The sequence below is a fragment of the Mariniflexile soesokkakense genome, from assembly GCF_039650365.1.
GTDB classification, from domain to species: Bacteria; Bacteroidota; Bacteroidia; order Flavobacteriales; family Flavobacteriaceae; genus Mariniflexile; species Mariniflexile soesokkakense.
Genome location: NZ_JAZHYP010000010.1, coordinates 47,223 through 71,395, shown reverse-complemented (window position 1 = coordinate 71,395; position 24,173 = coordinate 47,223). Strand labels below are relative to the sequence as shown.

Annotated in this window: 14 protein-coding genes, 1 tRNA gene and 1 pseudogene; 6 read left to right on the top strand and 10 right to left on the bottom strand. The window is 34.1% G+C overall.

The window, feature by feature from the left end; all coding sequences use genetic code 11:
* Window positions 1-12 precede the first annotated feature (12 nt).
* Genes VP395_RS15080 through VP395_RS15060 form a run of 5 tightly spaced genes read right to left on the bottom strand, consistent with a single transcriptional unit; the run spans window position 13 to window position 8,167 of the window.
* Window positions 13-1,152 (bottom strand): endo-1,4-beta-xylanase, encoded by a 1,140-nt coding sequence (locus VP395_RS15080; protein ID WP_346242855.1) that lies wholly within the window; start codon window positions 1,150-1,152, stop codon window positions 13-15.
* Between the two features lie 6 nt (window positions 1,153-1,158).
* On the bottom strand, window positions 1,159-4,047 hold the full coding sequence (locus tag VP395_RS15075; RefSeq protein ID WP_346242854.1) for a glycosyl hydrolase 115 family protein: 2,889 nt from the start codon (window positions 4,045-4,047) through the stop codon (window positions 1,159-1,161).
* A gap of 15 nt (window positions 4,048-4,062) precedes the next feature.
* A complete protein-coding gene (gene uxuA / locus VP395_RS15070) occupies window positions 4,063-5,229 on the bottom strand; it encodes a mannonate dehydratase (RefSeq protein WP_346242886.1) in 1,167 nt (388 codons plus the stop codon).
* Window positions 5,230-5,249: 20 nt separating this feature from the next.
* Complete coding sequence (locus VP395_RS15065) at window positions 5,250-5,987, bottom strand: SDR family NAD(P)-dependent oxidoreductase (RefSeq protein ID WP_346242853.1); 738 nt, start codon at window positions 5,985-5,987, stop codon at window positions 5,250-5,252.
* An 11-nt stretch (window positions 5,988-5,998) separates the two neighbouring features.
* Window positions 5,999-8,167, bottom strand: a complete 2,169-nt coding sequence (locus tag VP395_RS15060; RefSeq protein ID WP_346242852.1) for an alpha-glucuronidase family glycosyl hydrolase — start codon at window positions 8,165-8,167, stop codon at window positions 5,999-6,001.
* Window positions 8,168-8,499: 332 nt separating this feature from the next.
* Between VP395_RS15060 and VP395_RS15055 the strand changes: the two genes are divergently transcribed.
* From VP395_RS15055 to VP395_RS15040, 4 genes and pseudogenes are all read left to right on the top strand, one after another.
* A complete protein-coding gene (locus VP395_RS15055; protein ID WP_346242851.1) occupies window positions 8,500-10,617 on the top strand; it encodes a glycoside hydrolase family 3 C-terminal domain-containing protein in 2,118 nt (705 codons plus the stop codon).
* Window positions 10,618-10,626: 9 nt separating this feature from the next.
* A complete protein-coding gene (locus VP395_RS15050) occupies window positions 10,627-12,555 on the top strand; it encodes a sialate O-acetylesterase (RefSeq protein ID WP_346242850.1) in 1,929 nt (642 codons plus the stop codon).
* A 30-nt stretch (window positions 12,556-12,585) separates the two neighbouring features.
* A pseudogene (locus tag VP395_RS15045) lies at window positions 12,586-13,434 on the top strand (DUF1593 domain-containing protein); the annotation flags it as partial.
* A gap of 15 nt (window positions 13,435-13,449) precedes the next feature.
* Window positions 13,450-14,019: a hypothetical protein gene (locus VP395_RS15040; protein ID WP_346242885.1), complete on the top strand. Its 570-nt coding sequence runs from the start codon at window positions 13,450-13,452 to the stop codon at window positions 14,017-14,019.
* Between the two features lie 10 nt (window positions 14,020-14,029).
* Here the strand turns inward: VP395_RS15040 and VP395_RS15035 are convergent, their stop codons facing one another.
* Window positions 14,030-15,070: a LacI family DNA-binding transcriptional regulator gene (locus VP395_RS15035; RefSeq protein ID WP_346242849.1), complete on the bottom strand. Its 1,041-nt coding sequence runs from the start codon at window positions 15,068-15,070 to the stop codon at window positions 14,030-14,032.
* Between the two features lie 269 nt (window positions 15,071-15,339).
* Here VP395_RS15035 and VP395_RS15030 point away from each other — a divergent pair, with 269 nt between their 5' ends.
* Complete coding sequence (locus tag VP395_RS15030) at window positions 15,340-16,974, top strand: glycoside hydrolase family 43 protein (protein WP_346242848.1); 1,635 nt, start codon at window positions 15,340-15,342, stop codon at window positions 16,972-16,974.
* Window positions 16,975-16,987: 13 nt separating this feature from the next.
* Window positions 16,988-19,711, top strand: a complete 2,724-nt coding sequence (gene galB / locus VP395_RS15025; RefSeq protein WP_346242847.1) for a beta-galactosidase GalB — start codon at window positions 16,988-16,990, stop codon at window positions 19,709-19,711.
* 364 nt (window positions 19,712-20,075) lie between these two features.
* On the opposite strand, the gene VP395_RS15020 is transcribed toward galB, so the two are convergent.
* The 4 genes from VP395_RS15020 to ftsA form a co-directional block, all read right to left on the bottom strand.
* Window positions 20,076-20,149: transfer RNA gene (locus VP395_RS15020), tRNA-Arg, on the bottom strand.
* 37 nt (window positions 20,150-20,186) lie between these two features.
* The gene (locus tag VP395_RS15015) at window positions 20,187-20,636 is read right to left on the bottom strand and encodes a GatB/YqeY domain-containing protein (protein WP_346242846.1); all 450 of its coding nucleotides are present in this window, start codon (window positions 20,634-20,636) and stop codon (window positions 20,187-20,189) included.
* Between the two features lie 169 nt (window positions 20,637-20,805).
* Window positions 20,806-22,806, bottom strand: coding sequence for a cell division protein FtsZ (ftsZ, locus tag VP395_RS15010; protein ID WP_346242845.1), 2,001 nt, complete (start codon window positions 22,804-22,806; stop codon window positions 20,806-20,808).
* A gap of 54 nt (window positions 22,807-22,860) precedes the next feature.
* A complete protein-coding gene (gene ftsA / locus VP395_RS15005; RefSeq protein WP_346242844.1) occupies window positions 22,861-24,171 on the bottom strand; it encodes a cell division protein FtsA in 1,311 nt (436 codons plus the stop codon).
* Window positions 24,172-24,173 lie beyond the last annotated feature (2 nt).

Below are 24,173 nucleotides of genomic sequence, written 5' to 3'. Positions count from 1 at the left end.
TTTTGTGTTTCGTTATTTAATTAATCCTTCAAGAAAACCAAAATAGGCATCCTTATAACTGTAATTTGAATAAAATAGCAACGGCCATTCATTAGGATTATTATTGAAATTCAATAACCAACTATCGTAATCTCTCATACCCCAAAAAGTGATGCCGTATCTTTGCAATTCAGGAATGGTTTTATATAAAGCTGCAATTTTATTATATCTTTCTTTTTGGTCATTAGATCTTTGTGATGTTAAAGATGAAAGTGTTTTGTCTTTATTCACTGTCATGTCTAATTCAGAAAAATGAATTAACAATCCTGTATCTTTAAGTATTTTTAAATTATCAGTCAAGGTGCTTAAGTCTGGATATTGGTAGTCTATATGCATTTGCATACCAATACCGTCTATTGGCGTTGAGTTGTTTTTGAAATTGTTAACCATGTCTACAACTTGAGAAGCTTTATAGTTTTGGCTTCCTAAATTATAGTCGTTATAAAATAATTTTATATTTGGATCTGCTTCACGTGCCCATGTAAAACATTTAGAAACATAATTAACACCCATACGGGTATTAAAAACAGCTGTAGTTGCATCGCTTGTAAAATGTTCATTAACTACATCCCAACTTTCAACAACAGATTTGCCTTCTGAGTTTTTAATAGATGCAAAGTGAACTACCGTGGCTTTAATATAGCCTTTAACCTGAGCTTCAAATTCAGCATCGCTTCCAGCATAATTTTTTAACCAATTTGGTATAGATGCATGCCAAACCAAAGCATGACCATGAACTCTAAACCCATTCTTTTTTGCGTAAGCAACAATAGCATCTCCTTTACTAAAATCATAAGTATCTGGGCCTGTAAACATAGAAGCCATTTTCATGTCATTTTCAGCAGTTATACTATTGAATTCTTTGTTTAATAAAATTCGAAAGTCAACATCAGAACCTGACAATCTACTTGCAGAAACTATATTTCCTATAGGGAAACTAACGGCTTTCTTTAATGTTGTTGTTGTTGTTGTTGTTGTTGTTGTTGTTGTTGTTGTTGTTGGGTCAGGTTCTTTAGCAGTAGACACTTTTACTTCATCTTCATCAGACGAAACACTACAATTAAAAAAAATTGCAAGAAGTATTATTAGAAGTAAAAATTTAATTGTCTTCATAGTTAATTACTCAGCTTTATAACTTTCTGAAGGCCCCAAATAAGAATCTCTTAAGATGCTATTTTCAGTTTCTATAATAATTTGTTGAAGTACCAACCCCTCATCAACCCTAAAATAATTCAAAGTATGGTTTCCTGCTTTATCAATTTCAAATTCTGTGGTAATAATTTTAATATTATCTGCTACGTTTAAGTGCCAATTACTTGGTACTTTCCCATTGTAATTGAAAATATTTGGGTCTGAATCATAATTTACTTGGGTTGGTTTCTCATTATTGAACGATAAACCAAAATACATCCCTTCTCTTGGTGCATAATTAATAGTTGGAGAAAAATGCATGTGTACTTTTACTTTTCCCTTGTTCTGAAAATTAACATGGTATGATAACTTGGGTGATTTTTTTGAAAGCGCTACCCTACCTTTTTTTATTGGTAGAGAAATTACAGCAGCATCTTTTTTTCCTAGATTTTCAACAACTTTCCATTGGAATTCCTTTGGTTCGTGTTTCTTCGAGAATTTTTTTGCATTAATTGAAATGAATCCATTGTTTTCAACAAAACCCACTATATTTGATGGATTTAGGTTGTTTATTTTAATATAAACTGGTACTTGCTTCCCAGCTCCCACAACATTTATAACAGCGTTTTGAGCACCCTTTGGAGCCTTATCCCAATCAATACTTATAGTTATGGTCTTTTCATTTTCTATAGTACCATTTGGCTCTGATACTTTTATCCAAGAATCATTAGTATTAATTTCATAAGAAAAACTACTCTTCCCTCTATTAAAAATTTCAATAGGATACTTTTGGTTATTGAAAGAATCGAAAATTGGCAGTATAGCATCTTCATTATTACCAGACCACCACTCCTTAGATCCTTCAATGGAAACCCCCATTTCTGGATCATCGGCTTCATCAATTTTATAGGTTTCGGGTATCTTATTAAATTTAGGTTCTTGCCAAATTTCGTAACCAATATGGGTTTGAGACATCATGTGGTTCCATTTTCCATTAGCCATTTCTTTATGGTAATAGTTAGTTAATTCTTTGTCTTTATTAAATAGCTCTTTTACCTTTTCTGCATAAAAATTTGTAGCTGCTCGCCCTTGTTTTGCATATAGATTGTTTTTTGCAGTGCTTACATAAAGCTCATTAAGGTTTGCGCTTGCTAATACAGGAAAAAGCACTAATTGGTAGTAAGCATCTTTATATGTTTCTGGTAGTAGGTCGTTTATTGCTTGTGCCTTTTTTGCAAGGGCATTATACTCCTCTACAACATTATTGGCTTCGTTATAATTATGTAAACTATATGTTGATGCATCTATTAATTCGTGTTTTCTTCTCGCGTTATACTTGGTGTATTTTTTCATGATATCTGCAATGGCTTCTGTTTGAATACCTCCAAAAACCTCTTTTGCCCATATTGTGTAATAATCTTGTAAATTGTCTGCATGCCATTTTTCGGGATCCCAAGCATAGTCAAAGAAAAATTGTGTTGGAAATTCCATTGGTTTAATGTCGCCAACATTTACAATCCAAACTTTATCTACACCATGTTCGTATGCCAAATGCATTTGTTCCCAAGTACGCTCTATTTGATTTGTGTTAAGCCATTTATAGTTTCGAGGCCCACCAACATAATCGAAATGATAATAAATACCATAACCACCTTTACGAGGTTTTGCATCTAGACTAGGTAGTTTTCTTAAGTTCCCCCAGTTATCGTCGCAAAGCAATAATGTAACATCATCTGGAACTTGCATGCCTTTATCATAATAATCTTGTACTTCCTTATAAAGCGCCCAGATTTGAGGTGTCTCTTCAGCAGGTTTTCCTGTTACATTTGCAATAATTTCACGTTGTTCTTTAACTATTGTTTCAAGTAAATCTGTTGCAGTACCTTCACTCATAGCTTCATCACCATCACCGCGCATACCAATAGTTACAAGAGTTTCTTTAGTTCCCATGCGTTCCATGCCACCTTTCCAGAATTCTTTTAAACCATCTGCATTGGTATTGAAATCCCATTTGCCGTTAACTTTTGAATTCCATTCGGCATGCGCACGTGTTAAAGGTTCGTGGTGTGAAGTTCCCATGACAATGCCATATTCATCTGCAAGAATTGCATTCTGAGAATCATCTTCATTAAATTTTCTTGGTGGCCACATGGCAGGCCATAAATAATTCCCTTTCATTCTAAGAATAAGTTCAAAAACTTTATCATAGAACTCTGCATTAAAATCACCATACTTTTCATAAACCCAACCTGTTAAAGCAGGTGCTTCATCGTTTATAAAAAAGCCTCTGTATTTTACTTTAGGCTCTCCCAAAGTATGAATACCGGGAAGCACGTGTAATTCAGATTGTTTTTTTACAGGAACATCTGCCCAAAAATACCAAGGCGAAACTCCTATTTGGCTTGAAAGATCATAAATACCATAAATAGTCCCTCGTTTATCTGAACCAGTAATAACCAATGCTTTTTTAACTCCAGGAAAAGGGTTTTCTATAACTTGGGTGATGAATTTTTCCCATTTACCTTTTAATTGAGAACCATCTATTTTACCTTCTTTAGCTAATTGATTAATTATTGAACTTTTACCTAAAGTACCAATGATAATAACATAATCTTCATTCGGAATAGAATTAGTTATCATTTTTGGACGTACTGAGGTTACATTAAAAATGTCATTTTGAAGATGTTCTGCCACACGTAAAACACCTTTGAAGTCAGTATCGCTCACTATAATTGATGCAGCTTTTTCTTTAGAAACTACAGGAAAACTTTTGCTAGATGCTGAAGAAACAACGTAATTACCAATATTATTAGCAAAAACAACATTACTTATTAAAATTAACAATATTAAAGATTGTCCCTTTTTTAATAGATTCATGACTATAAGTGATTTTTAATTTAAATTTAATTTATACTGGATCCCCATTTCCAATCCTCTAATTTCTGCCAACCCTTTAAGTCTTCCTACTAAAGAATAGCCTGGATATTGTTCTTTTCCTTCTTCAATGGAATGTAAAAAGCCATGGTCTGGCCGCATTGGCAAACTAACGTTTCTCTTCTGCATCAATAGAACCAATTTTTCCATGATACTTTCAATAGGGTTATCGCCATTAAGATGTTCAGATTCCCTAAAAACATCTTTATTTTCTCTTTTTACATTTCTAATGTGTAAAAAATGAATTCGGTCTCCATAATCGTCAATTATTTGTTCAAGATTGTTATTTGGTTCTGCACCTAATGAACCCGTACAATAACAAAGTCCGTTGGCGTTTAAAGGCATTGCACTAAAAATAGAATTTAAGTCTTTTTCTGTACTAACAACCCTTGGCAAACCTAGTACTGAAAAAGGAGGATCGTCTGGGTGAATGGCTAATTTTACCCCAAATTCTTCTGCTACAGGGGCAACTTCTGATAAGAAATAAATTAAATTATCTCTTAGTTTATCGTTATTTATGCCTTTATAATTTTCAAGTAGCAAAAGAATCTGCTCTCTTGTAAAATTTACTTTGCTTCCTGGTAACCCTAGCAGCACATTTTTAAATAACAATTCTTTATCTGATTGCGAAAGTGTGTTTCCGTAATTTATAGCAATTTGTTTTTCTTCATCAGAATAATCGTTCTCAACATTTGGTCTTTTTAATAAAAAAAGATCGAAATAATTAAAAGCCACTTGATTGTACAATAAAGCTTTGCTTCCATCAGCATTTTCAAATGCGTGATTGGTACGTACCCAATCTAAAATAGGCATGAAATTATATGTGATTATAGTAATACCACAGGCTGCCAGATTTCTTAAACTGATTTTATAATTTTCAATGTATTGCAAATATGCTCCATTCGCTTTTTTTATATCTTCATGAACAGGTAAACTTTCAACTACCGTCCATTCCATACCTGCTTTCCTGATAGTTTCCTGACGCGTTTTTATCGCTTCAACAGTCCAAATATCTCCTACAGGTATTTCATGTAAAGCTGTTACAATGCCTTCAACACCACATTGCCTAATATCTTTTAGGGAAATGGCATCATTTGGACCAAACCATCGCATTGTTTGTTGCATTTTTTTCATTTCAATAGCTATTAAAAACCAATACTGTTACCACCATCAACTGGTAATATGGTGCCTGTTACAAATTTTGATTCGGCTGAAGCGAAATAGTATACAGCATCGCCAATATCTGATGGGTCTCCTAAAATTCCCATTGGAGTTCTAGAAAGCACTTTGTTTTTTCTTTCTGGATCATTATCTAATGCCTTGGCAGACATTTTGGTTTTTATAAAACCTGGGGCTACACAATTTACTCTTATACCATACTGAGCCAATTCCACCGCCATGGCACGCGTCATCGCTTCAATAGCTCCTTTACTTGCTGTATATGCAATAACTTTTGGTATACCGTACTGAGAAGCCATGGAACTAATATTAACAATGTTACCTCCACCATGGTTCTTCATTATTTTAACTACTTCTCTTGTTATTGAAAAAACACTTTTAATATTAGTGTGAATAATGGCATCAAACTCTTCATCTGTAACATCTATTAGTTCTTTTTTAGCGTTGATCCCTGCATTATTTACAAGAATATCAATATTTCCTTCTTTTGCTATTTGAGCGATTATAGCTGGAATTCCTTCTAAATTGTTTAAATCGAAAATAACAGGTAGGGCATTTACGCCAATTTCAGCACAGGCTTCTTCCGTTTTTTCTTTAGTTCTACCAATTATGTAAGTTTTAATGCCATGATCACATAATTTTTTTGCGGTTGCATATCCTAGTCCCGAATTACCGCCAGTTACTACTGCTATTTTTTGTTTCATATTACTTTGTCTTAATTCCCTGGTGCAAAAGGAAATTTTAATGATTTAAAGTATTCTAAAGTTTGAGTTGGTTTTTCAACACCATCAGGCAATGGTTTTCCTGAAAATTGTTGAAAATATAATAAGCAGGCATCTCGCCACCATTTTGCTTCTTTAAACTGGATATTTAATAACATTTTCACTTCATTAAATCGTCCCGAATCTATATAAGCTTCCATGGTATCCCACGTTTTTCCCATGTGTTCAACTTGATTTACACCTTCTTGATATTTTAATGCCATACCGTCCCAAAGCGTTTTTCCGTTTTTTAATCTATAGTCCCATGGAACATGGTGAAACCACAATAAATCTTCTTCCGGACAGGTATTTATATTATTAAATTTTGCAGCTACTTCATCCGCATATTGTTCGGTGGCATTGCTTCCCGTTGGTGTGCGATCAAACCCAATACCATTCTTATCTGCTTTATGATAGTAAACAGGATTCCATTCTGGACGTGAAAGATTAGAAACCCAAGGTCCTGGCCCATAATGATGCCCAGTATCCATAATGTGATGCAATCCTAAAGGCGTCATGTAATTAACCACAGCTTCTTTAGAATCCAACATCATATTTTTAACGGGTTTTATAAAGCTTTCATTGGTGGAAAAAGTTAACACTAACCACTCGTCTGCAATTTCATTTGCACTTAAATACGGATTCCATGCAAGTCTTCCGTACCCATACCAATTGGCTTGTAACATGGTGTTCCCTGTCCAATTAATATCACTTCCTATATTGCTTACACCAGCTATTCCTGTTAATCTTTTGTTATGAAGCGATCCATCTATATCTTTGGCAATAGTTGAACCCTTTCCTTTTCTATAGGTATCTGCTTTTAAAACTTCCTCAAATAATTTTGGCAGGAATATAGAATGTGTACTAAAACCCAAATACTCTTGGGTAATTTGAAACTCCATCATTAATGGTGTTTTAGGCATGGCGCCAAACATAGGATGAAAAGGTTCCCGCGGTTGAAAATCGATTGCTCCGTTTTTCACTTGCACAAGTACGTTATCTTTAAACTGTCCGTCATAAGGTACAAATTCAGAATAAGCCTGTTTAGCTCTATCGGTAGTATCATGCTCTGAATACACAAAAGCTCGCCACATAACAATTCCTTTAAAAGGAGCGACAGCATTTGCCATCATATTAGCTCCATCTACATGGTTTCTTCCATAATTTTGTGGTCCTGGTTGTCCTTCTGAGTTTGCTTTTACCAAAAAGCCACCAAAATCTGGAATTCTTGTATAAATCTCCTTGGCTTTTTCTTGCCACCATTTAATAACATCCAAATCTAATGGGTCGGCAGTTGGCAAACCTCCAATTTCTATTGGAGCGGAAAAACGGGCGGTTAAGTAAACCTTAATGCCATAAGGTCTAAATATATTGGCTAATACCTCTACTTTTTCTAAATATTGCGGCGTTAAAATGAGCGCATTGGCATTTACATTGTTTAAAACAGTTCCGTTAATACCTATGGAGGCATTCGCTCGTGCATAATCAACATAACGTTGGTCGATATAATCTGGCAAACGATGCCAATCCCAAATAGAGAAACCTGCATAACCACGCTCTACGGTTCTGTCCAAATTATCCCAGTGGTTTAATACTCTAACCTTTAGTTTTGGCGAATCGACAATTTTCAATTGCTCGATTGGTTTATGGCTTTGCAATAACTGTAAAAAATGATAGACTCCGTAAAGAACGCCAACATCGGTATTACCTGTTATAACAATTTGATTTTTCCCTTTTATAGAAATTGATTTAATTATAAAACCTTCGTCGTTTATATTATTAAAATCACTCTCTAATTGAATAGAAATGTCTTTTGATAAATTAGATTTTTCACCAAAAATTAAAGATTTTTCACCAACACCCGGTTTAGATAAAAAGTCCAAACCAAGCATACCTTTAAGACCTAATTCAAGCTCTTTTTCAGCAACTTCAATAGTTTTAGAATCGCCTAAAGGCATTAATTTATTAATATACGAACGGTAGTTTCCCCTTAACGCTTCGTTTTCAACAAAACGATACTGTAACCACAATTTATAACCATCATTTCCAAAACTTTTTGAACAAACTACAAATAGCAACAACAGCGCTAAATGATGTTTATTTAATCTTACTTTTTTAAGCATAATACTAATTTCAATTAAAAAAAATGATTTAAATTCACTATTCATAAAAATCAACCTAATTTGTTGTAAAGATAATATTTTTTTTTAATTTGCAACCGATTGCGTAAAAATAAATAATGTGCATCAAAGTTTTAATATTTTCAATTTAACAAACAAAACAGCCAACTATTATGTCACAACTAACTTGCCTTTTTTTTAAAAAAACTGCTTTTATATTACTAATCCTAGTGCTAATATCTTGTAAAAATGAAAACTCAAAGACAACCAAGGTAGGTTTTGATAAAAGTTCATCAACAAGTTTTGAATTTCCTTTTCAAAACCCATTACTTACAATGGATGAAAGGGTTGAGGATTTAATTTCAAGATTAACACTTGAAGAAAAAATTGCTCAAATGGTAAATGGTACTCCAGCTATTGAACGATTAAAAATTCCACCTTACGATTATTGGAACGAAGCATTACATGGCATTGGGCGTTCTTGTGCAGCTACCGTGTTTCCTCAAGCCATTGGATTAGGAGCTACATTTGATGAAGATTTAGCTTTCAGAGTTTCTTCTGCCATTTCAGATGAAGCTAGAGCCATATACAATGCAACAGCTGAAAAAGGCTATTATAATCAATATAATGGTTTAACATTTTGGACGCCTAATATCAATATTTTTAGAGATCCTCGTTGGGGTCGTGGACAAGAAACTTATGGTGAAGACCCTTATTTAACGTCAATCTTGGGATCTGCATTTGTTAAAGGCTTACAAGGAGACAACCCAAATTACTTAAAGACAGCTGCTTGTGCTAAACATTTTGCAGTGCATAGTGGTCCAGAAAAAGTAAGACACGAATTTAATGCAGAAGTAAATCAAAAAGATTTATGGGAAACCTATCTTCCAGCATTTAAAGCTTTGGTAGATGTAAATGTGGAATCTGTAATGTGCGCATACAACAGTACAAACGGTGAACCATGTTGTACTAACAACCATTTAATTAAAGACATTTTAAGAGATAAATGGCAATTTAAGGGTCATGTTTTAACAGATTGTTGGGCTTTAGTTGATTTATTTAACCAACCTAGCGAAGGCGGTCATGGACGCGTAAAAACTGCTGCTGAAGCTGCTGCATTAGCGATAAAAACAGGTATTAGCCTTAACTGTGGTGTTACTTATAATTCTTTAGGTGATGCTATAAAAGAAGGATTAATTACTGAAAAAGATATTGATGCTCAATTAGCCATTTTATTAAAAACACGATTTAAACTTGGTTTATTCGACCCAAAAGGAAGTAATCCTTATGACGATATACCTTTCGATGTTGTTAATAGTAATGCACATAGAACGTTGTCTAAAGAAGCTGCTCAAAAAAGCATCGTACTTTTAAAAAACAATGGTATTTTGCCATTAAAAAACAACTTACCTAAATACTTTGTTACTGGACCAAATGCGGCAAGCATCGAAATACTTTTAGGAAATTACTATGGTGTAAACCCCAATATGGTCACTATTTTAGAAGGTATTAGCTCTGCTATAGAACCTACTAGTCAATTGCAATTTCGATTAGGTGCCATGCTTAACAAGCCATCAATAAACCCCATAAACTATGCAACAGGAAATGCGGGAAATAGCGATGTAACTATTGTAGTATTGGGCGTTTCTAGTCAGTTAGAAGGTGAAGAAGGCGACTCTATAGATTCTAATACAGCAGGAGATCGATTAGATTACGATTTACCAAAAAATCAAATCGATTATTTAAAGGATTTAAGAGAAAAAGCTGACGAAAACCCCAAAGACAAAAAACCAATTGTTACAATAATTACAGGAGGAAGCCCAATAAACCTTACTGAAGTAGAGGCATTATCAGATGCTGTTTTGTTTGTATGGTATCCTGGTGAAGAAGGTGGTACAGCCGTAGCTGATATTCTTTTTGGAAAAGTTTCTCCGTCAGGAAGATTACCTATTACCTTCCCAAAATCGTTAAACCAATTACCTGCTTTTGATAATTATTCTATGAAAGGAAGAACATATAAATATATGAATGATGACCCAATGTATCCGTTTGGTTTTGGGTTAAGCTATACCGCTTTTGCTTATAACAATATTAAAGCATCATCATCTTCAATTTCAAAAACCGAACACGTTACTTTAGAAGTTAACATTACAAATACAGGCAAAGTAAAATCTGACGAAATCGTACAAGTTTATATTTCAGACCTAGAAGCTTCAGTGGCAGTACCAAATTCTCAACTAATTAAAACAAAACGGATTACTTTAGAAGCTGGTGCTTCACAAAAAATTGTATTTGAGTTAACTCCAAAAGATTTTGAGATAGTTAACAATGATGGAACTACAATTATAGAATCTGGTGATTTTAAAATCCATATTGGTGGTTCTTCTCCAATGAAAAGAAGTTTTGATCTTGGAGCCCCTAAAATGTCTGAAATAATAATTTCTGTAAAATAATTTAATGAAATGAAAAAACTTAAAACTTTAATTATTGTACTCTTATTAATTCTGTCAAATAGTTTAACAGCACAAATAAAACTTCCCCGTTTAATAAGTGATGGCGTTATTTTACAGAGAGATGAAAAAATAAAGATATGGGGATGGGCCTCTCCAAATGAGAAAATCAATTTAACATTCAAGTCAAAAAATTATGAAACAGTAGCTAATGACAGTGGTGATTGGCACATTATTTTACCTGCCCAAAAGGCTGGGGGTCCCTTTGAAATGGTTTTAAAAGCTAGTAATGAGATAAAAATAAAAGACATATTATTTGGTGATGTATGGATTTGTTCTGGCCAGTCGAATATGGAGCTTACTATGGAACGCCTTAAGGAACGGTATGGAGATATTATAAAAAATGCTGAAAATAGAAATATTCGTCAGTTTTTAGTTCCAGACAAATATGATTTTAAAAAGGAACAAACTGATTTTGATTCAGGGAATTGGATCGCTGCAAACTCTAATACTGTACTTGATTTTTCGGGTGTAGCCTACTTTTTTGCAAAAAACATTTACGAAAAGCACCACATCCCAATTGGTTTAATAAATACTGCTTTGGGTGGGTCTCCAGTAGAAGCATGGATGAGCGATAAAGCACTAAAAGCATTTCCAGAAGCTTACAATGAAGCACAACAATTTAAAGATGATGACTTCATAAAAAGTATAGAAATAAGCGATCAAAAGCGAAGTGATGATTGGTATGCTCTTGCAAACGCTAATGACACAGGTCTTTTAGAAGGTAATGAATGGCATAATTCTAACATAAATGATAGTGATTGGGAGCAAATGGAAATTCCAGGAAATTGGGCAGACACATCACTTGGAAACATAAACGGAATTGTTTGGTTTAGAAAAGACATAGACATACCTAAATCTATGGTTGGTAAGCCCGCTAAACTATTTATGGGCCGTATTGTAGATCAAGATTTTGTATATATAAATGGTGAGTTTGTTGGAACTACTGGGTATCAATACCCACCACGACGCTATGATATGAAACCAACGGTTTTGAAAGAAGGCAAAAACACAATTGCCATAAGGGTTATTAATAATATAGGTTATGGAGGCTTTGTTTTGGATAAGCCATATTTTTTAGCTGTTGAGAATGACACCATAGACCTAAAAGGTACTTGGAAGTATAAACTAGGCACTAAAATGAAGCCTTTGCAAGGCCCGACATTTATTAGATGGAAACCTGAAGGACTATATAATGCCATGGTAGCACCCCTTCTTAATTTGAAAATAAAAGGTGCTTTATGGTATCAAGGAGAATCAAACACCCGTAACCCAAAGGAATATGCCAAAACTTTACCCGCACTTATAAAGGATTGGAGAACGAATTGGAACCAAGGTGAATTCCCTTTTTTAATTGTTCAACTTACAAATTTCATGGAATCCAATTCAGAACCAACAGAAAGTAATTGGGCACAATTGAGGCAATCACAATTAGAAACCCTAAGTGTTCCTAATACAGGAATGGCCGTTACCATTGATTTAGGTGAATGGAACGATATCCACCCACTAAATAAAGAAGATGTTGGCAAAAGGTTAGCTTTATTGGCTAGGAAATTAGCGTACAAAGAAAATAATATTACAGCATCAAGTCCAGTGCCTAGTAAAACCACATTTAAAGAAAATAAAATAATTATTTCATTTAATAACGTAGGCAGTGGATTAATATCCAATGATGGTGAAGCCTTAAAGGAATTTGCCATAGCAGGGGAAGACAAAAAATTTGTATGGGCAAATGCTAAAATAGAAGGAGATAAAGTAGTTGTTTGGAGTGACGATATAGAGAATCCTAAATATGTGCGCTATGCTTGGGCAGATAACCCAGACAACCCAAACTTATACAATAAAGAAGGCCTACCTGCATCACCTTTTGAAACAAACTAATTTGCGAATATCATTCTTAATAAAATAATTATGAGAGTTTTTTTTATTTTTATTTCAATTTTATCATTGTCTTTTTTTCAATCTCTTTCTGCTCAAACAAATGAAAAAAACAGAGTCATTATTCTTTCGGATATTGAAGCAGATCCTGATGACACACAATCTTTTGTACGCTTATTTTTATATTCAAACCAAATTGATATTAAAGGCATGGTTGCAACAACATCTTGTTGGCACAAAACAAGTGTGGATCCCATTTTTATTAACAAGATTATAAATGCTTATGGTAAAGTGCAACCTAATCTTTTAAAACATGAAACTGGATTTCCTAGTGAAAAACACCTTTTATCTCTTGTAAAAAGTGGCTTGCCAAAATATGGTATGCTAGGGGTTGGTGATGGAAAAGATTCTGAGGGCTCCGATTGGATTATTAAAACCCTTGAAGATAATGATGAACGTCCTTTATGGATATCGGTTTGGGGAGGTGTAAACACACTTGCTCAAGCTTTACATAAAATTGATAATACGAAATCTAAAAAAGAAGCCAAAAAACTTATTTCGAAACTTAGAGTATATACGATTTCCGATCAGGATGATAGTGGCATATGGATACGAAATAAATATCCAGATTTGTTTTATATTGTTAGTCCTGGTGATGATTATGGAAGCGCTACATGGACTGGCATTAATACTTTTTTCAAAGGAATCAATAACGAGGTTATTAGCAATAAATGGATTGCTGAAAATATACAACAAGGCCATGGGCCATTAGGCGCAGAATATCCCGATGTAGCCTGGGGTGTTTAAGGCGATACACCTGCATTTTTATCATTAATTCCTAATGGATTAAACAATGCAGAGCATCCGGAATGGGGCGCTTGGGGAGGTCGTTATGAATTGTATAAACCCGATTTTTCTAAAACTAAAAAAGGAGGATCAGATGTTCAAATAGCACCAGAAACAAGAACAATTTGGACAAATACTAACGATAATTACACGCCATATATCTATAGCGAATATGGAAGAGCAATAAAAAAAGATACGGTTACATTTAACGATTACAAAATAACTTTAGCACGCTGGCGCGAAGACTTTCAAAATGATTTTGCTGCACGTATGGATTGGTGTTTAAGTTCGTATGAAGAAGCGAACCATGCACCTATTCCTGTTTTAAGTCATTCAGAAAATATAACAGTAAAATCTGGAGAAGGGTTTAGTTTAGATGCAAGTGGCTCTACCGATCCAGATGGCGACAGTCTTTCATTTCTGTGGTTTAACTACCCAGAGGCTGGAACTTATAATAAAGAAATAAAAATTAATGGAGCAGAAAATGCTCATGGCGCATACATTACAGCGCCAGTTGTTGATAAAAAAGAAACCGCTCATTTTATTTTAAAGCTTACAGATAAAGGTACTCCTGCATTAACAAGATACAAAAGAACAATTGTTACTATTTTTCCAAAATAACAAAAAAAAGTTATTCTGTTTTATTTCTCATGGAAGACTCACGAACTAAAACCTCAGTATTTAAAAAAGTTATTTCTTTAGCATCCTCCCCTTTTTTAGGGTGCTTTAAATGTTTTAAAATAATTTCAGCAGAAGCTTGCCCCATTTTTTCTGCAGGGTGTGTGATGGTTGATAAATTGGGGTCTATAATATTTGAAATAGGATCATTATTAAAACCTATAACAGCTAATTCTTCAGGTACTTTTATACCTCTTTTTTTGGCACATTGTATAGCGCTTACACCCAAAATATCACCGGGTGCAAAAATACCATCTGGAGGGTTTTTCATATCGAGAAGCTTATTTGTTGCATTTTCAGCTTCTTCATAAGTTACGGCTTTCAACTTAATTATAAGATTTTCGTCAATTGCAAGATTTGCCTCTTTTAAAGCATCTAAGTACCCTTTCTTTCTTTCAAAATAGATACTAAATTCAGAACCCGCTGTTAAATGTGCAATTCTAGTACAACCCTGAGAAATAAGATGTTTGGTTGCCTTATAGCCTGCGGCATAATTATCAATAACCACTCGAAAAGTACTAAAATGTTTTGGAACCCTATCAACAAAAACTAATGGCGTATTACTTTCTATAAATAACTGAAAATGCGAAGTGTCTTGAGTTTCCATTGCTAATGAACAAATAATCCCACTTACCCTATTATTGTATAACGACTGTGTTAAATTCACTTCTTGCTCGTAAGAATCATGAGATTGCATAATAACCACATTATATCCTGCTTTTTGGCAAGCTATTTCTATACCACTAATTAAGGAAGAAAGGAAAGGCTGTGTAATAGTAGGCAATAAAACTCCAATAGTTTTGGTCTTTTTACTACGTAAACTGGCAGCCAAATTATTAGGTCTGTACCCCATCTCTTTAGCCGTTTGCTTAACCTTTTCAATAGTTTTTTTTCCTATACTATGATGGTCTTTTAACGCTCTTGATATTGTAGAAGTTGCAAGTCCTAGCTTTTCAGCTATGTGATAAATAGTAACTTCAGTATGATCCTTCATATACTCCAGTAATTTTTGTTACAGTTCAATTCTTGTCATTAGCATCTTTTAGTATTCAAATAGTATTCTAAAACAGAACTTAAAAACACTAAAAGCATTGTAAATAAATTCAAATATACAGTTTTAAAATAAATTATATTTTTATATTTAGACTCCAATTAAAATAAAAAAAAGACATGTCTAGTTATAATTTAAAATTTATATTTTTATTATCATTATCAATTTCTATTTCTTGTAATAAAAAAATTTCCAATAAAAAGCAACCGATTGTGTTTGAAAAATACGCTGCTTTTGATTGGTTTAACTATGAAGGAGTGGATGATGTTTTTAATAATAATTTAAAAGCAGACAATACCTATTTAAACCCTATACTATCAGGGTTTTATCCGGATCCTAGTATTTGTTCTGCAAATGATAAATTTTATTTAATAACTTCAACCTTTACCTATTTCCCTGGCATTCCTGTTTTTGAAAGCACCGATTTAGTAAATTGGAAACAAATAGGGCATGTAATTACTAGAAAAGAGCAGGCGGATTTTTCTGGGCAACCTGTTTCAGGAGGTATGTTTGCACCCACCATTCGATATAACAATGGTACTTTTTATGTTATTTGTACCAATGTAAGCGGTGGCGGAAATTTCATTGTTACTTCACAAAACCCTGCTGGCCCTTGGTCAGACCCAATAGTTATCCCTGGAGTTGACGGTATAGATCCTGACATATTCTTTGACGAAGATGGTAAAGTTTACATAACACACAATGGTCCACCACCAAACAACATTACAATACATGACGGGCATAGAGCTATTTATATGTTTGAGTACGATTTAAAAAATCGGAAAATTTCCAGTGAATCAAAACTTATAGTGAACGGTGGTACCGATATGGCTAAAAAACCAGTTTGGATAGAAGCGCCCCATATTATAAAAAAAGATGGTTATTATTATTTAATCTGTGCAGAAGGCGGAACCGCATATAATCATTCTGAAGTGGTTTTTAGAAGTAAAAATATTTATGGCCCTTATATCAGTTATGAAAACAACCCAATAATGACGCAACGTCATTTACCCCCTAATAGAAACAATGAAATTACAACCACAGGTCATGCCGATTTTGTAGAACTGGCTAATGGCGACTGGTGGGCCGTTTTTTTAGGCTGCAGACCCTATGGAGACGATTTGTACAATATAGGTCGCGAAACTTTTTTAATGCCTGTGGAATGGACAGATGGCTGGCCAACTATTGCAGGTGGAAATAATGCTATACCCGTAGTTAATAAAAAACCAAACCTTCCTATAGCAAAAGAAAATATAGAACCTACAACAGGAAATTTTATTTCGCATGATGACTTTAAAGATAATAAGCTAGACTATAAATGGAATTTCATAAGAACTCCATTAGAAAAATGGTATGAATTGGATGGAGAGTATCTATATATTAAACCCCGAAAGGAAACAATCCACACGCAAACAAACTTCTCATTTATTGGAAGAAGACAACAACATATGCAATTTGAGGCTTCAACTAAAGTTTCTTATCATTTAACCGATACCCATCAAACAGTTGGTTTAGTTGCTTTTCAGAATGAAAACCATTATTTATTAATTGGAAAGCGATTGGATTCCAAAGGAAATGATGAAGTTTTTTTAGAAGAAAACGCTTCAACCTTAAATGAAGGAAAACCAAGTATTATTGCCAGACAAACTTTAAAAGAAAACAATACCGATTTATACTTAAAAATCGAAGGCAATAAAGGATACTACAATTTTTATTATAAAACTTCAGAAAAAGCCTCTTGGGTTTTGTTAATTGATAACATTGATGCATCCATTTTAAGCACAAAAATTGCCAAAGGATTTGTTGGAACTTATTTGGCAATGTATACCTCATTGAATCATTTTTAAATTTCACTTAAACATGAAAAAAAATATAATAATTATTATTATTTTCCTTAGTATAGTATCGTGCAACAAAACACAAACTGCTCATGTAGAAACAAGTACCAGACAGCGGAATTCTATTAATAACAATTGGAAATTTTATAAATATGAAAACCAATCTGAAGCCGATAGCCTGTTTTATGATATACGTCCAGAAATAATAAATGTAGACGACACTAAAGAAGCTGATACCCCTGCTACAGAAGCTGCAAAAATTGAAGCTTCTAAAAAAGCACTTAAACATTACATTTTACCTTCATCTAACGCTTTTATAAAAGATGTATCTAAACATCATAAACGTCCAGCCGGAGAACCTGGAATAAACTTCCCTTTTGTGCAATCAAACTTTGATGACAATACTTGGGAAAACATAGATTTACCCCACGATTGGGCTATTAAGGGGCCTTTTCAAGAGGGTCCAAATGCTGAAGTTGGTGGTGGTATGGGACGTTTACCAAGTAATGGAATTGCTTGGTATCGAAGAAAAATAGACATCACAAAAACAGATAAAAACAAATCCATTTATTTAGATATTGATGGTGCCATGTCTTACTCTATCGTTTGGTTAAATGGCTATTTGGTTGGTGGGTGGCCTTACGGTTACAACTCATTCAGGTTAGATTTAACACCTTATATTAATTTTGAAGGAGAGAATCAGTTAGCTATTAGGTTGGATAACCCAAACCACTCTGCCCGTTGGTATCCTGGTGGAGGAATCTATCGGAATGTGTGGTTAACAAAAACCAACAAAATTCATGTTTCCCATTGGGGAACTAAAGTTACAACTACTAATGTTTCTATTAAATCTGCTAAAGTTAACTTTAAAGTTACAGTGGAAAACAATTCAAATTCAGATTCAGAAATTGAAACAATTACAAAAATTCATAATTTCAACTCTGGAAAAATTGGAGATAGTGTTGCTATTATTGAAAAATCCAATACTATAATTTCCGCAGGAAGTAGTAAAACCATAAATGGTTCCGTATCTATCGAAAACCCACAACTTTGGGGACCTCCTCCATCACAAACTCCCAACCTATATAAAGCAGTTACTTCCATTATGCAAAATGGTATTATTATAGACGAATATGAAACCATTTTTGGTATTCGAGACATAAAGCTAGACCCCAATCAAGGAATATTGGTAAATAACGAATTAATTAAAATAAAGGGCGTTAACGAACATCACGATTTAGGTGCTATTGGAGCTGCATTTAACGTACGTGCTGCAGAACGAAAATTGGAAATTTTAAAAGAAATGGGCGTTAATGCTATTCGAATGGCGCACAACCCTCCTGCCCCAGAATTATTGGAGCTAACTGATAAAATGGGATTTTTAGTAATTGATGAAATATTCGATTCGTGGGAACGCAAAAAAACACCACATGATTTTCATTTGATTTTCCCTGATTGGTATGAAGCCGATGCCAGAGCTATGGTACGCAGAGACAAAAACCATCCTTCCATAATTATTTGGAGTTATGGCAATGAAGTTGGAGAACAATACACCGATGAAGCAGGGGCTGCCATTGGTAAAGCACTATCTGATATTGTCAAGGAAGAAGACCCAACCAGACCTACTACCAGTGCCATGAATTGGGCTAAATCGGATATGCCTTTCCCTGAAGTTATGGATATTATCAGCTTTAATTATCAAGGTGAAGGGATTCGTCAAGATCCAATTTTTGATAATGTTAAAGATAGAATCAAAACAAAACCACAATACGAACCGTATCATAAAAAATTCCCAAACAAAGTGATTCTTAGCAGCGAAACGGCTTCTGCCGCTAGTAGTCGTGGCGTGTATTTATTTCCGGTTTCAGATTTGACAAGTTCACCAATTCGAGATGGGATGGGAGGCGATTCTAAAATAAAACAAGTTAGTTCATATGAGCTTTATGCTGTTGATTTTGGATCTAGTGCCGACAAGGTATTTGCTTCGCTTGACAAACATCCATATTCTGCTGGCGAATTTGTTTGGACAGGTTTCGATTACCTTGGCGAACCTACTCCTTATTACAATTCGCGAAGCTCCTATAATGGAATTATCGATTTAGCAGGATTCCCTAAAGACCGCTATTATTTATACCAATCTAAATGGCGTCCAAACTTTCCAATGGTTCATATTTTACCTCATTGGAATTGGCCAAATCGCATTGGAAAAATTACACCTGTACATGTATTTACCTCTGGAGATGAAGCCGAACTTTTCCTTAATGGAACCTCTTTAGGAAGAAAGAAAAAAGGCAAATTCGAATATCGTTTACGTTGGGACAATGTTAAATACCAAACAGGAGAATTAAAAGTTATTGCCTATAAAAACGGAAAAGAATGGGCTAAAAACACAGTTAAAACCACGCAAGAAGCTTCAAATATAGTAGCAAATGCAGATAGATATATGATTGATGCAGATGGTAAGGATTTATCGTATATAACAGTAAAAACAACTGATGAAGAGGGGTTGGTTGTGCCAACAGCTAATAATTTAATTGAATTTAGTATTGAAGGTCCTGGTGAGATTATTGCTACCGATAATGGAGATGCTTCAGATTTAATGGCTTTTAATTCAAAAATAAGGCATGCATTTAATGGACTATGTTTGGCTATTGTTCGACCTAAAAAAGGTGTAAAAGGAAATATTATTGTTACTATAAAATCAGCAGGTTTAAAGCAAGCCCAAGTACATATTGAAAGTAAATAATCAGCTTTTTTCATTAATAGTTTAATCATTATTTTTGATAAAAGCTTTTAAAGTTTTAAACAAACATAAAGCAAAAGTGCCAATTAATTTAAAACCATAAGTTTATCTAAACTAATAGGCCTATATATGAAGAACTAGTTCATTTACTGATTGATTAATGATTTTTCTTAAATAGCCTAAAAACCATCTTTATAAAATGTAATATTCTCATTTATTTGCGGCAGAATCACCAATGGTATTTTAAATTATTTAAAAAAATTTGTTATTTAATTGTAAAACCTAACTTGAACAAAGCATAAATAATGAATTCAAATAAAAAAAGCCTTTTAAATCACTCATAACAAGTTATTTAAAAGGCTATTCGTGACCGCGGAGGGATTCGAACCCCCAACCCTCAGAGCCGAAATCTGATATTCTATCCAATTGAACTACGCAGCCATTAATTTCTGCCAAAGCAGAAATCTAATTTGTTTTTTTAAGACAATTTAGCCTTAACAATATTCGAAATGGTTTTACCATCGGCTTTCCCTGCAAGCTCTTGACTTACAATGCCCATAACTTTCCCCATATCTTTCATACCTTCAGCCCCTATTTTTCTAATAGTATCTATAACAACTTGAGCAATGGCTTCCTCACTCATAGCTTCTGGTAAAAACCGATTAATTACCTCGGCTTCTGCTAATTCTGGTGCTGCTAAATCTTCACGCCCTTGTTCTAAATAAATGGCAGCACTGTCTTTGCGTTGTTTTACTAACTTTTGAAGTATTTTAAGCTCTTGTTCTTCTGTTAATTCTTCTTTTGCTCCAGTTTCTGTTTGTGCCAAAAGAATGGCCGATTTAACTGCTCTTAAAGCGGTTAAAGCGGTTTGGTCTTTGGCTTTCATAGCTTCCTTTAAAGCCGTCATGATATCTTCTTGTAAACTCATAGTAGTTTTTATTTGATGCGAAGATAAAAAATAGAATCCTATTTGACAGGGATTTTATTAATAGGTTTTGAGTAAAAAAAAATGATGCTTCTGCTTTCCCATAAATTAAAAAACCCGAAAAGCTGAGGGTAACTTTTCGGGTTCACAATGAAGTAAGGTTAACTGTACTTTAATCTACATTATCATGTAAAAACGAGTTATTGCTTCTTATTTGTATATCGTCATTATCATCAAATCCAACGCTAGATCTAGAAAAATCTGTTTCAGAAGAGTGTTTTGCCTCATCTAAACTAACACCTTGACGCTTGTATGCAGGTTCTCTTTCTATATCATCAATTTTTGCATTGTTGAATTTATAATTGAAGTCTTTCATTTTACGTCTGCGCTCTTCAGCACGTTCTTTCAGTAATTCTGAAATAGGACTGTTCATCGGGTCTAATTCTTCATCTGCATTTTCTTCTTTAACAGGAGCTTTAACAACTTTCTTTTCGAATACTATTTCCTGATCGAATTCTTCTATCAATTCCTTAGTTTCAACTTGTTTTTTATTCATTGAAGATTCAACTTCAATATAATCTTCTAAAGCATAGCGTACATCACCTTTTTCATTTGTTTCGTTAACTGGTATTAACTCTACATAATCATTTACAGAAATTTTCTTAATAGTATCGTCAAATTCAAACGACAACAAATCATCTTCTTCATTTTTAACTTTGTCGTTAGAAGATAATGGTAAATCAAAGGTTAATGTTATTTGTTTTTCTTCTTCAATATAATCTGAAACCACTTCTATATCGGTAATATCTTTGTCTGCTTTAGACATTCTAGTAACCGGTTTAATAATAAAATCATCATCTTCCTGAACGTTTGCACTTATCTCTTCATAAACAACTTTTATGTTTTTTATAAGTTCTGATGTTGGAATTAAATCGATATTATTTTCAACTGAAGGTTTGCTTATTTTCTCTTCTTTTGCAATTGGTTTTTCAAACTTAATAGGTTCTTCTTCTTCTTCAATATCAAAATCTAAAGTATGTTTTACAATTGTTGGCTCTTTCTTATCTTTTAACTCGATAATTGGCGCTATAATTACAGGTTCTTTTTCTTTAGATCTTAAATCTAAATCTTCACTTCCCAATGAATGTACTACCTTTTTTGCTTCTGTATTAGAGATCTCATCTTGTTGTTCAATATTGAAACCTGTAGCGATGATGGTTACGGCGATAGATTCTTCTAAGCTTTCATCTTCACCAACCCCCATAATAATATTAGCACCATGACCTGCTTCACTTTGAATATGGTCGTTAATTTCACCTATTTCATCAATAGTAATTTCGTGAGTTCCTGAAACTATTAGCAGCAATACATTTTTAGCTCCAGTAATTTTGTTATCGTTTAATAATGGTGAATCTAAGGCTTTACGGATAGCATCTTGTGCACGACTTTTGCCTGATGCCAATGCAGAGCCCATGATTGCTGTCCCACTATTACTTAATACGGTTTTAGCATCACGTAAATCGATATTTTGAGTGTAATGGTGTGTAATAACTTCGGCTATACCACGAGCAGCTGTAGATAGCACTTCATCCGCTTTTGAAAATCCTGCTTTAAAACCAAGGTTTCCATAAACTTCACGAAGTTTGTTATTATTTATTACGATTAATGAATCGACTACATTTCTTAAATTTTCGATACCAATTTGCGCTTGTTCAATACGCATTTTGCCTTCAAATTGAAATGGCATGGTTACGATACCTACCGTTAAAATATCTAAATCTTTGGCCATTTTAGCGATAATAGGTGCTGCACCTGTACCGGTACCACCACCCATACCAGCGGTAATGAAAACCATTTTAGTATTGGTGTCTAGCATATTTGAAATATCCTCGAAACTTTCTACTGCAGATTGCTCTCCAACATGTGGGTTTGCTCCTGCCCCTAAACCTTCAGTTAAATTTAAACCTAACTGAATTTTGTTTGGTACGCCACTATTTTGAAGTGCTTGTGCATCTGTATTGCAGATGTAAAAATCGACTCCTTTAATGCCTTGTTGGAACATGTGGTTAATGGCATTGCTACCTCCACCGCCAACACCAATAACTTTAATGACATTTGATTGGTTTTTAGGTAAATCAAATGCGATACTTGCGAATTCTTTTTTGCTGCTCATAAATTCTGTTTTACTGGTATTATACTTTAATTATTACTTTTATCCTTTGGATTATCACTCTGCGTTGTCTAAAAAATCTTTAACACGCTCTGTTAATTTGTCCAGAAAAGAACGACGTTCTTTTACTGGTTTTTCTTTAATTTCTTCAGTTGGTTTTTCTTCTGCCGCCTCTTGCTTTATCTCTTGTTGTTCTATTTTTTTGCGTTCGTTGCGTTTTAAACCATCTAAAACCAAACCTACAGCAGTGGCGTATAATGGGCTTGTAACATCCTCATCACTGTCACCTGCTAAATGTTCGTTCGGGTAACCTATTCTGGTGTCCATGCCAGTTATATATTCTACTAACTGTTTTAAATGTTTTAATTGACTACCACCGCCTGTTAAAACAATACCAGCAATTAATTTTTTCTTTTGCTCTTCGTGTCCGTAGTTTTTAATTTCCACATACACTTGCTCAATAATTTCAACAATACGTGCATGAATTATTTTAGAGAGATTTTTAAGGGTTATCTCTTTTGGTTCTCTGCCACGTAAACCAGGAATAGACACAATTTCATTTTCCTTATTTTCCCCTGGCCATGCAGATCCAAATTTTATCTTCAATAATTCGGCTTGTTTTTCTATAATGGAACAACCTTCTTTGATGTCTTCTGTTATCACATTCCCACCAAACGGAATAACCGCTGTGTGTCGAATGATGCCATCTCTAAAAATGGCTAAATCGGTAGTACCGCCTCCTATATCGATAAGCGCTACGCCCGCTTCTTTTTCTTCTTGACTTAAAACCGCATTAGCCGATGCTAAAGGCTCTAAAGTAATACCCTCTAAATTTAAACCGGAGCTTTGTACACAACGCCCAACGTTTCTAATAGACGACACTTGCCCAACTACCACATGAAAATTTGCTTCTAAACGCCCACCGTACATCCCCACAGGTTCTTTAATTTCACCTTGCCCATCTACTTTGTACTCTTGTGGCAATACGTGAATTATTTCTTCACCCGGAAGCATTACTAGTTTATGTACTTGGTTTATTAACTTATCAATATCCTCTTCATCGATAACCGTTTCAGAATTTGCTCTGGTTATATAATCGCTGTGCTGTAAACTACGTATGTGTTGCCCTGCAATACCAACCGTAACACCTTCAATTTTAATATCGGAAGCCACCTCTGCTTCTTGAACTGCTTGCTGTATAGATTGAATGGTTTGTGTAATATTGTTTACCACACCTCGATGCACCCCCAAGCTTTTAGATTTACCAATGCCTAAAATTTCAACTTTCCCGTACTCGTTTTTACGACCAATCATAGCCACAATTTTTGTGGTCCCTATGTCTAATCCTACTGCTAAATTATGCTCCATGG

Excerpts from the sequence above, each read along its gene's own strand:
- VP395_RS15050 (WP_346242850.1), top strand. The coding sequence starts at position 10,627 with ATGAAAAAACTTAAAACTTTAATTATTGTACTCTTATTAATTCTGTCA.
- ftsZ (WP_346242845.1), bottom strand. The coding sequence starts at position 22,806 with ATGAGCAGCAAAAAAGAATTCGCAAGTATCGCATTTGATTTACCTAAA.
- VP395_RS15035 (WP_346242849.1), bottom strand. The coding sequence starts at position 15,070 with ATGAAGGATCATACTGAAGTTACTATTTATCACATAGCTGAAAAGCTA.
- VP395_RS15055 (WP_346242851.1), top strand. The coding sequence starts at position 8,500 with ATGGATGAAAGGGTTGAGGATTTAATTTCAAGATTAACACTTGAAGAA.
- VP395_RS15080 (WP_346242855.1), bottom strand. The coding sequence starts at position 1,152 with ATGAAGACAATTAAATTTTTACTTCTAATAATACTTCTTGCAATTTTT.
- VP395_RS15060 (WP_346242852.1), bottom strand. The coding sequence starts at position 8,167 with ATGCTTAAAAAAGTAAGATTAAATAAACATCATTTAGCGCTGTTGTTG.
- VP395_RS15075 (WP_346242854.1), bottom strand. The coding sequence starts at position 4,047 with ATGAATCTATTAAAAAAGGGACAATCTTTAATATTGTTAATTTTAATA.
- uxuA (WP_346242886.1), bottom strand. The coding sequence starts at position 5,229 with ATGCAACAAACAATGCGATGGTTTGGTCCAAATGATGCCATTTCCCTA.
- VP395_RS15015 (WP_346242846.1), bottom strand. The coding sequence starts at position 20,636 with ATGAGTTTACAAGAAGATATCATGACGGCTTTAAAGGAAGCTATGAAA.
- galB (WP_346242847.1), top strand. The coding sequence starts at position 16,988 with ATGAAAAAAAATATAATAATTATTATTATTTTCCTTAGTATAGTATCG.
- ftsA (WP_346242844.1), bottom strand. The coding sequence starts at position 24,171 with ATGGAGCATAATTTAGCAGTAGGATTAGACATAGGGACCACAAAAATT.
- VP395_RS15065 (WP_346242853.1), bottom strand. The coding sequence starts at position 5,987 with ATGAAACAAAAAATAGCAGTAGTAACTGGCGGTAATTCGGGACTAGGA.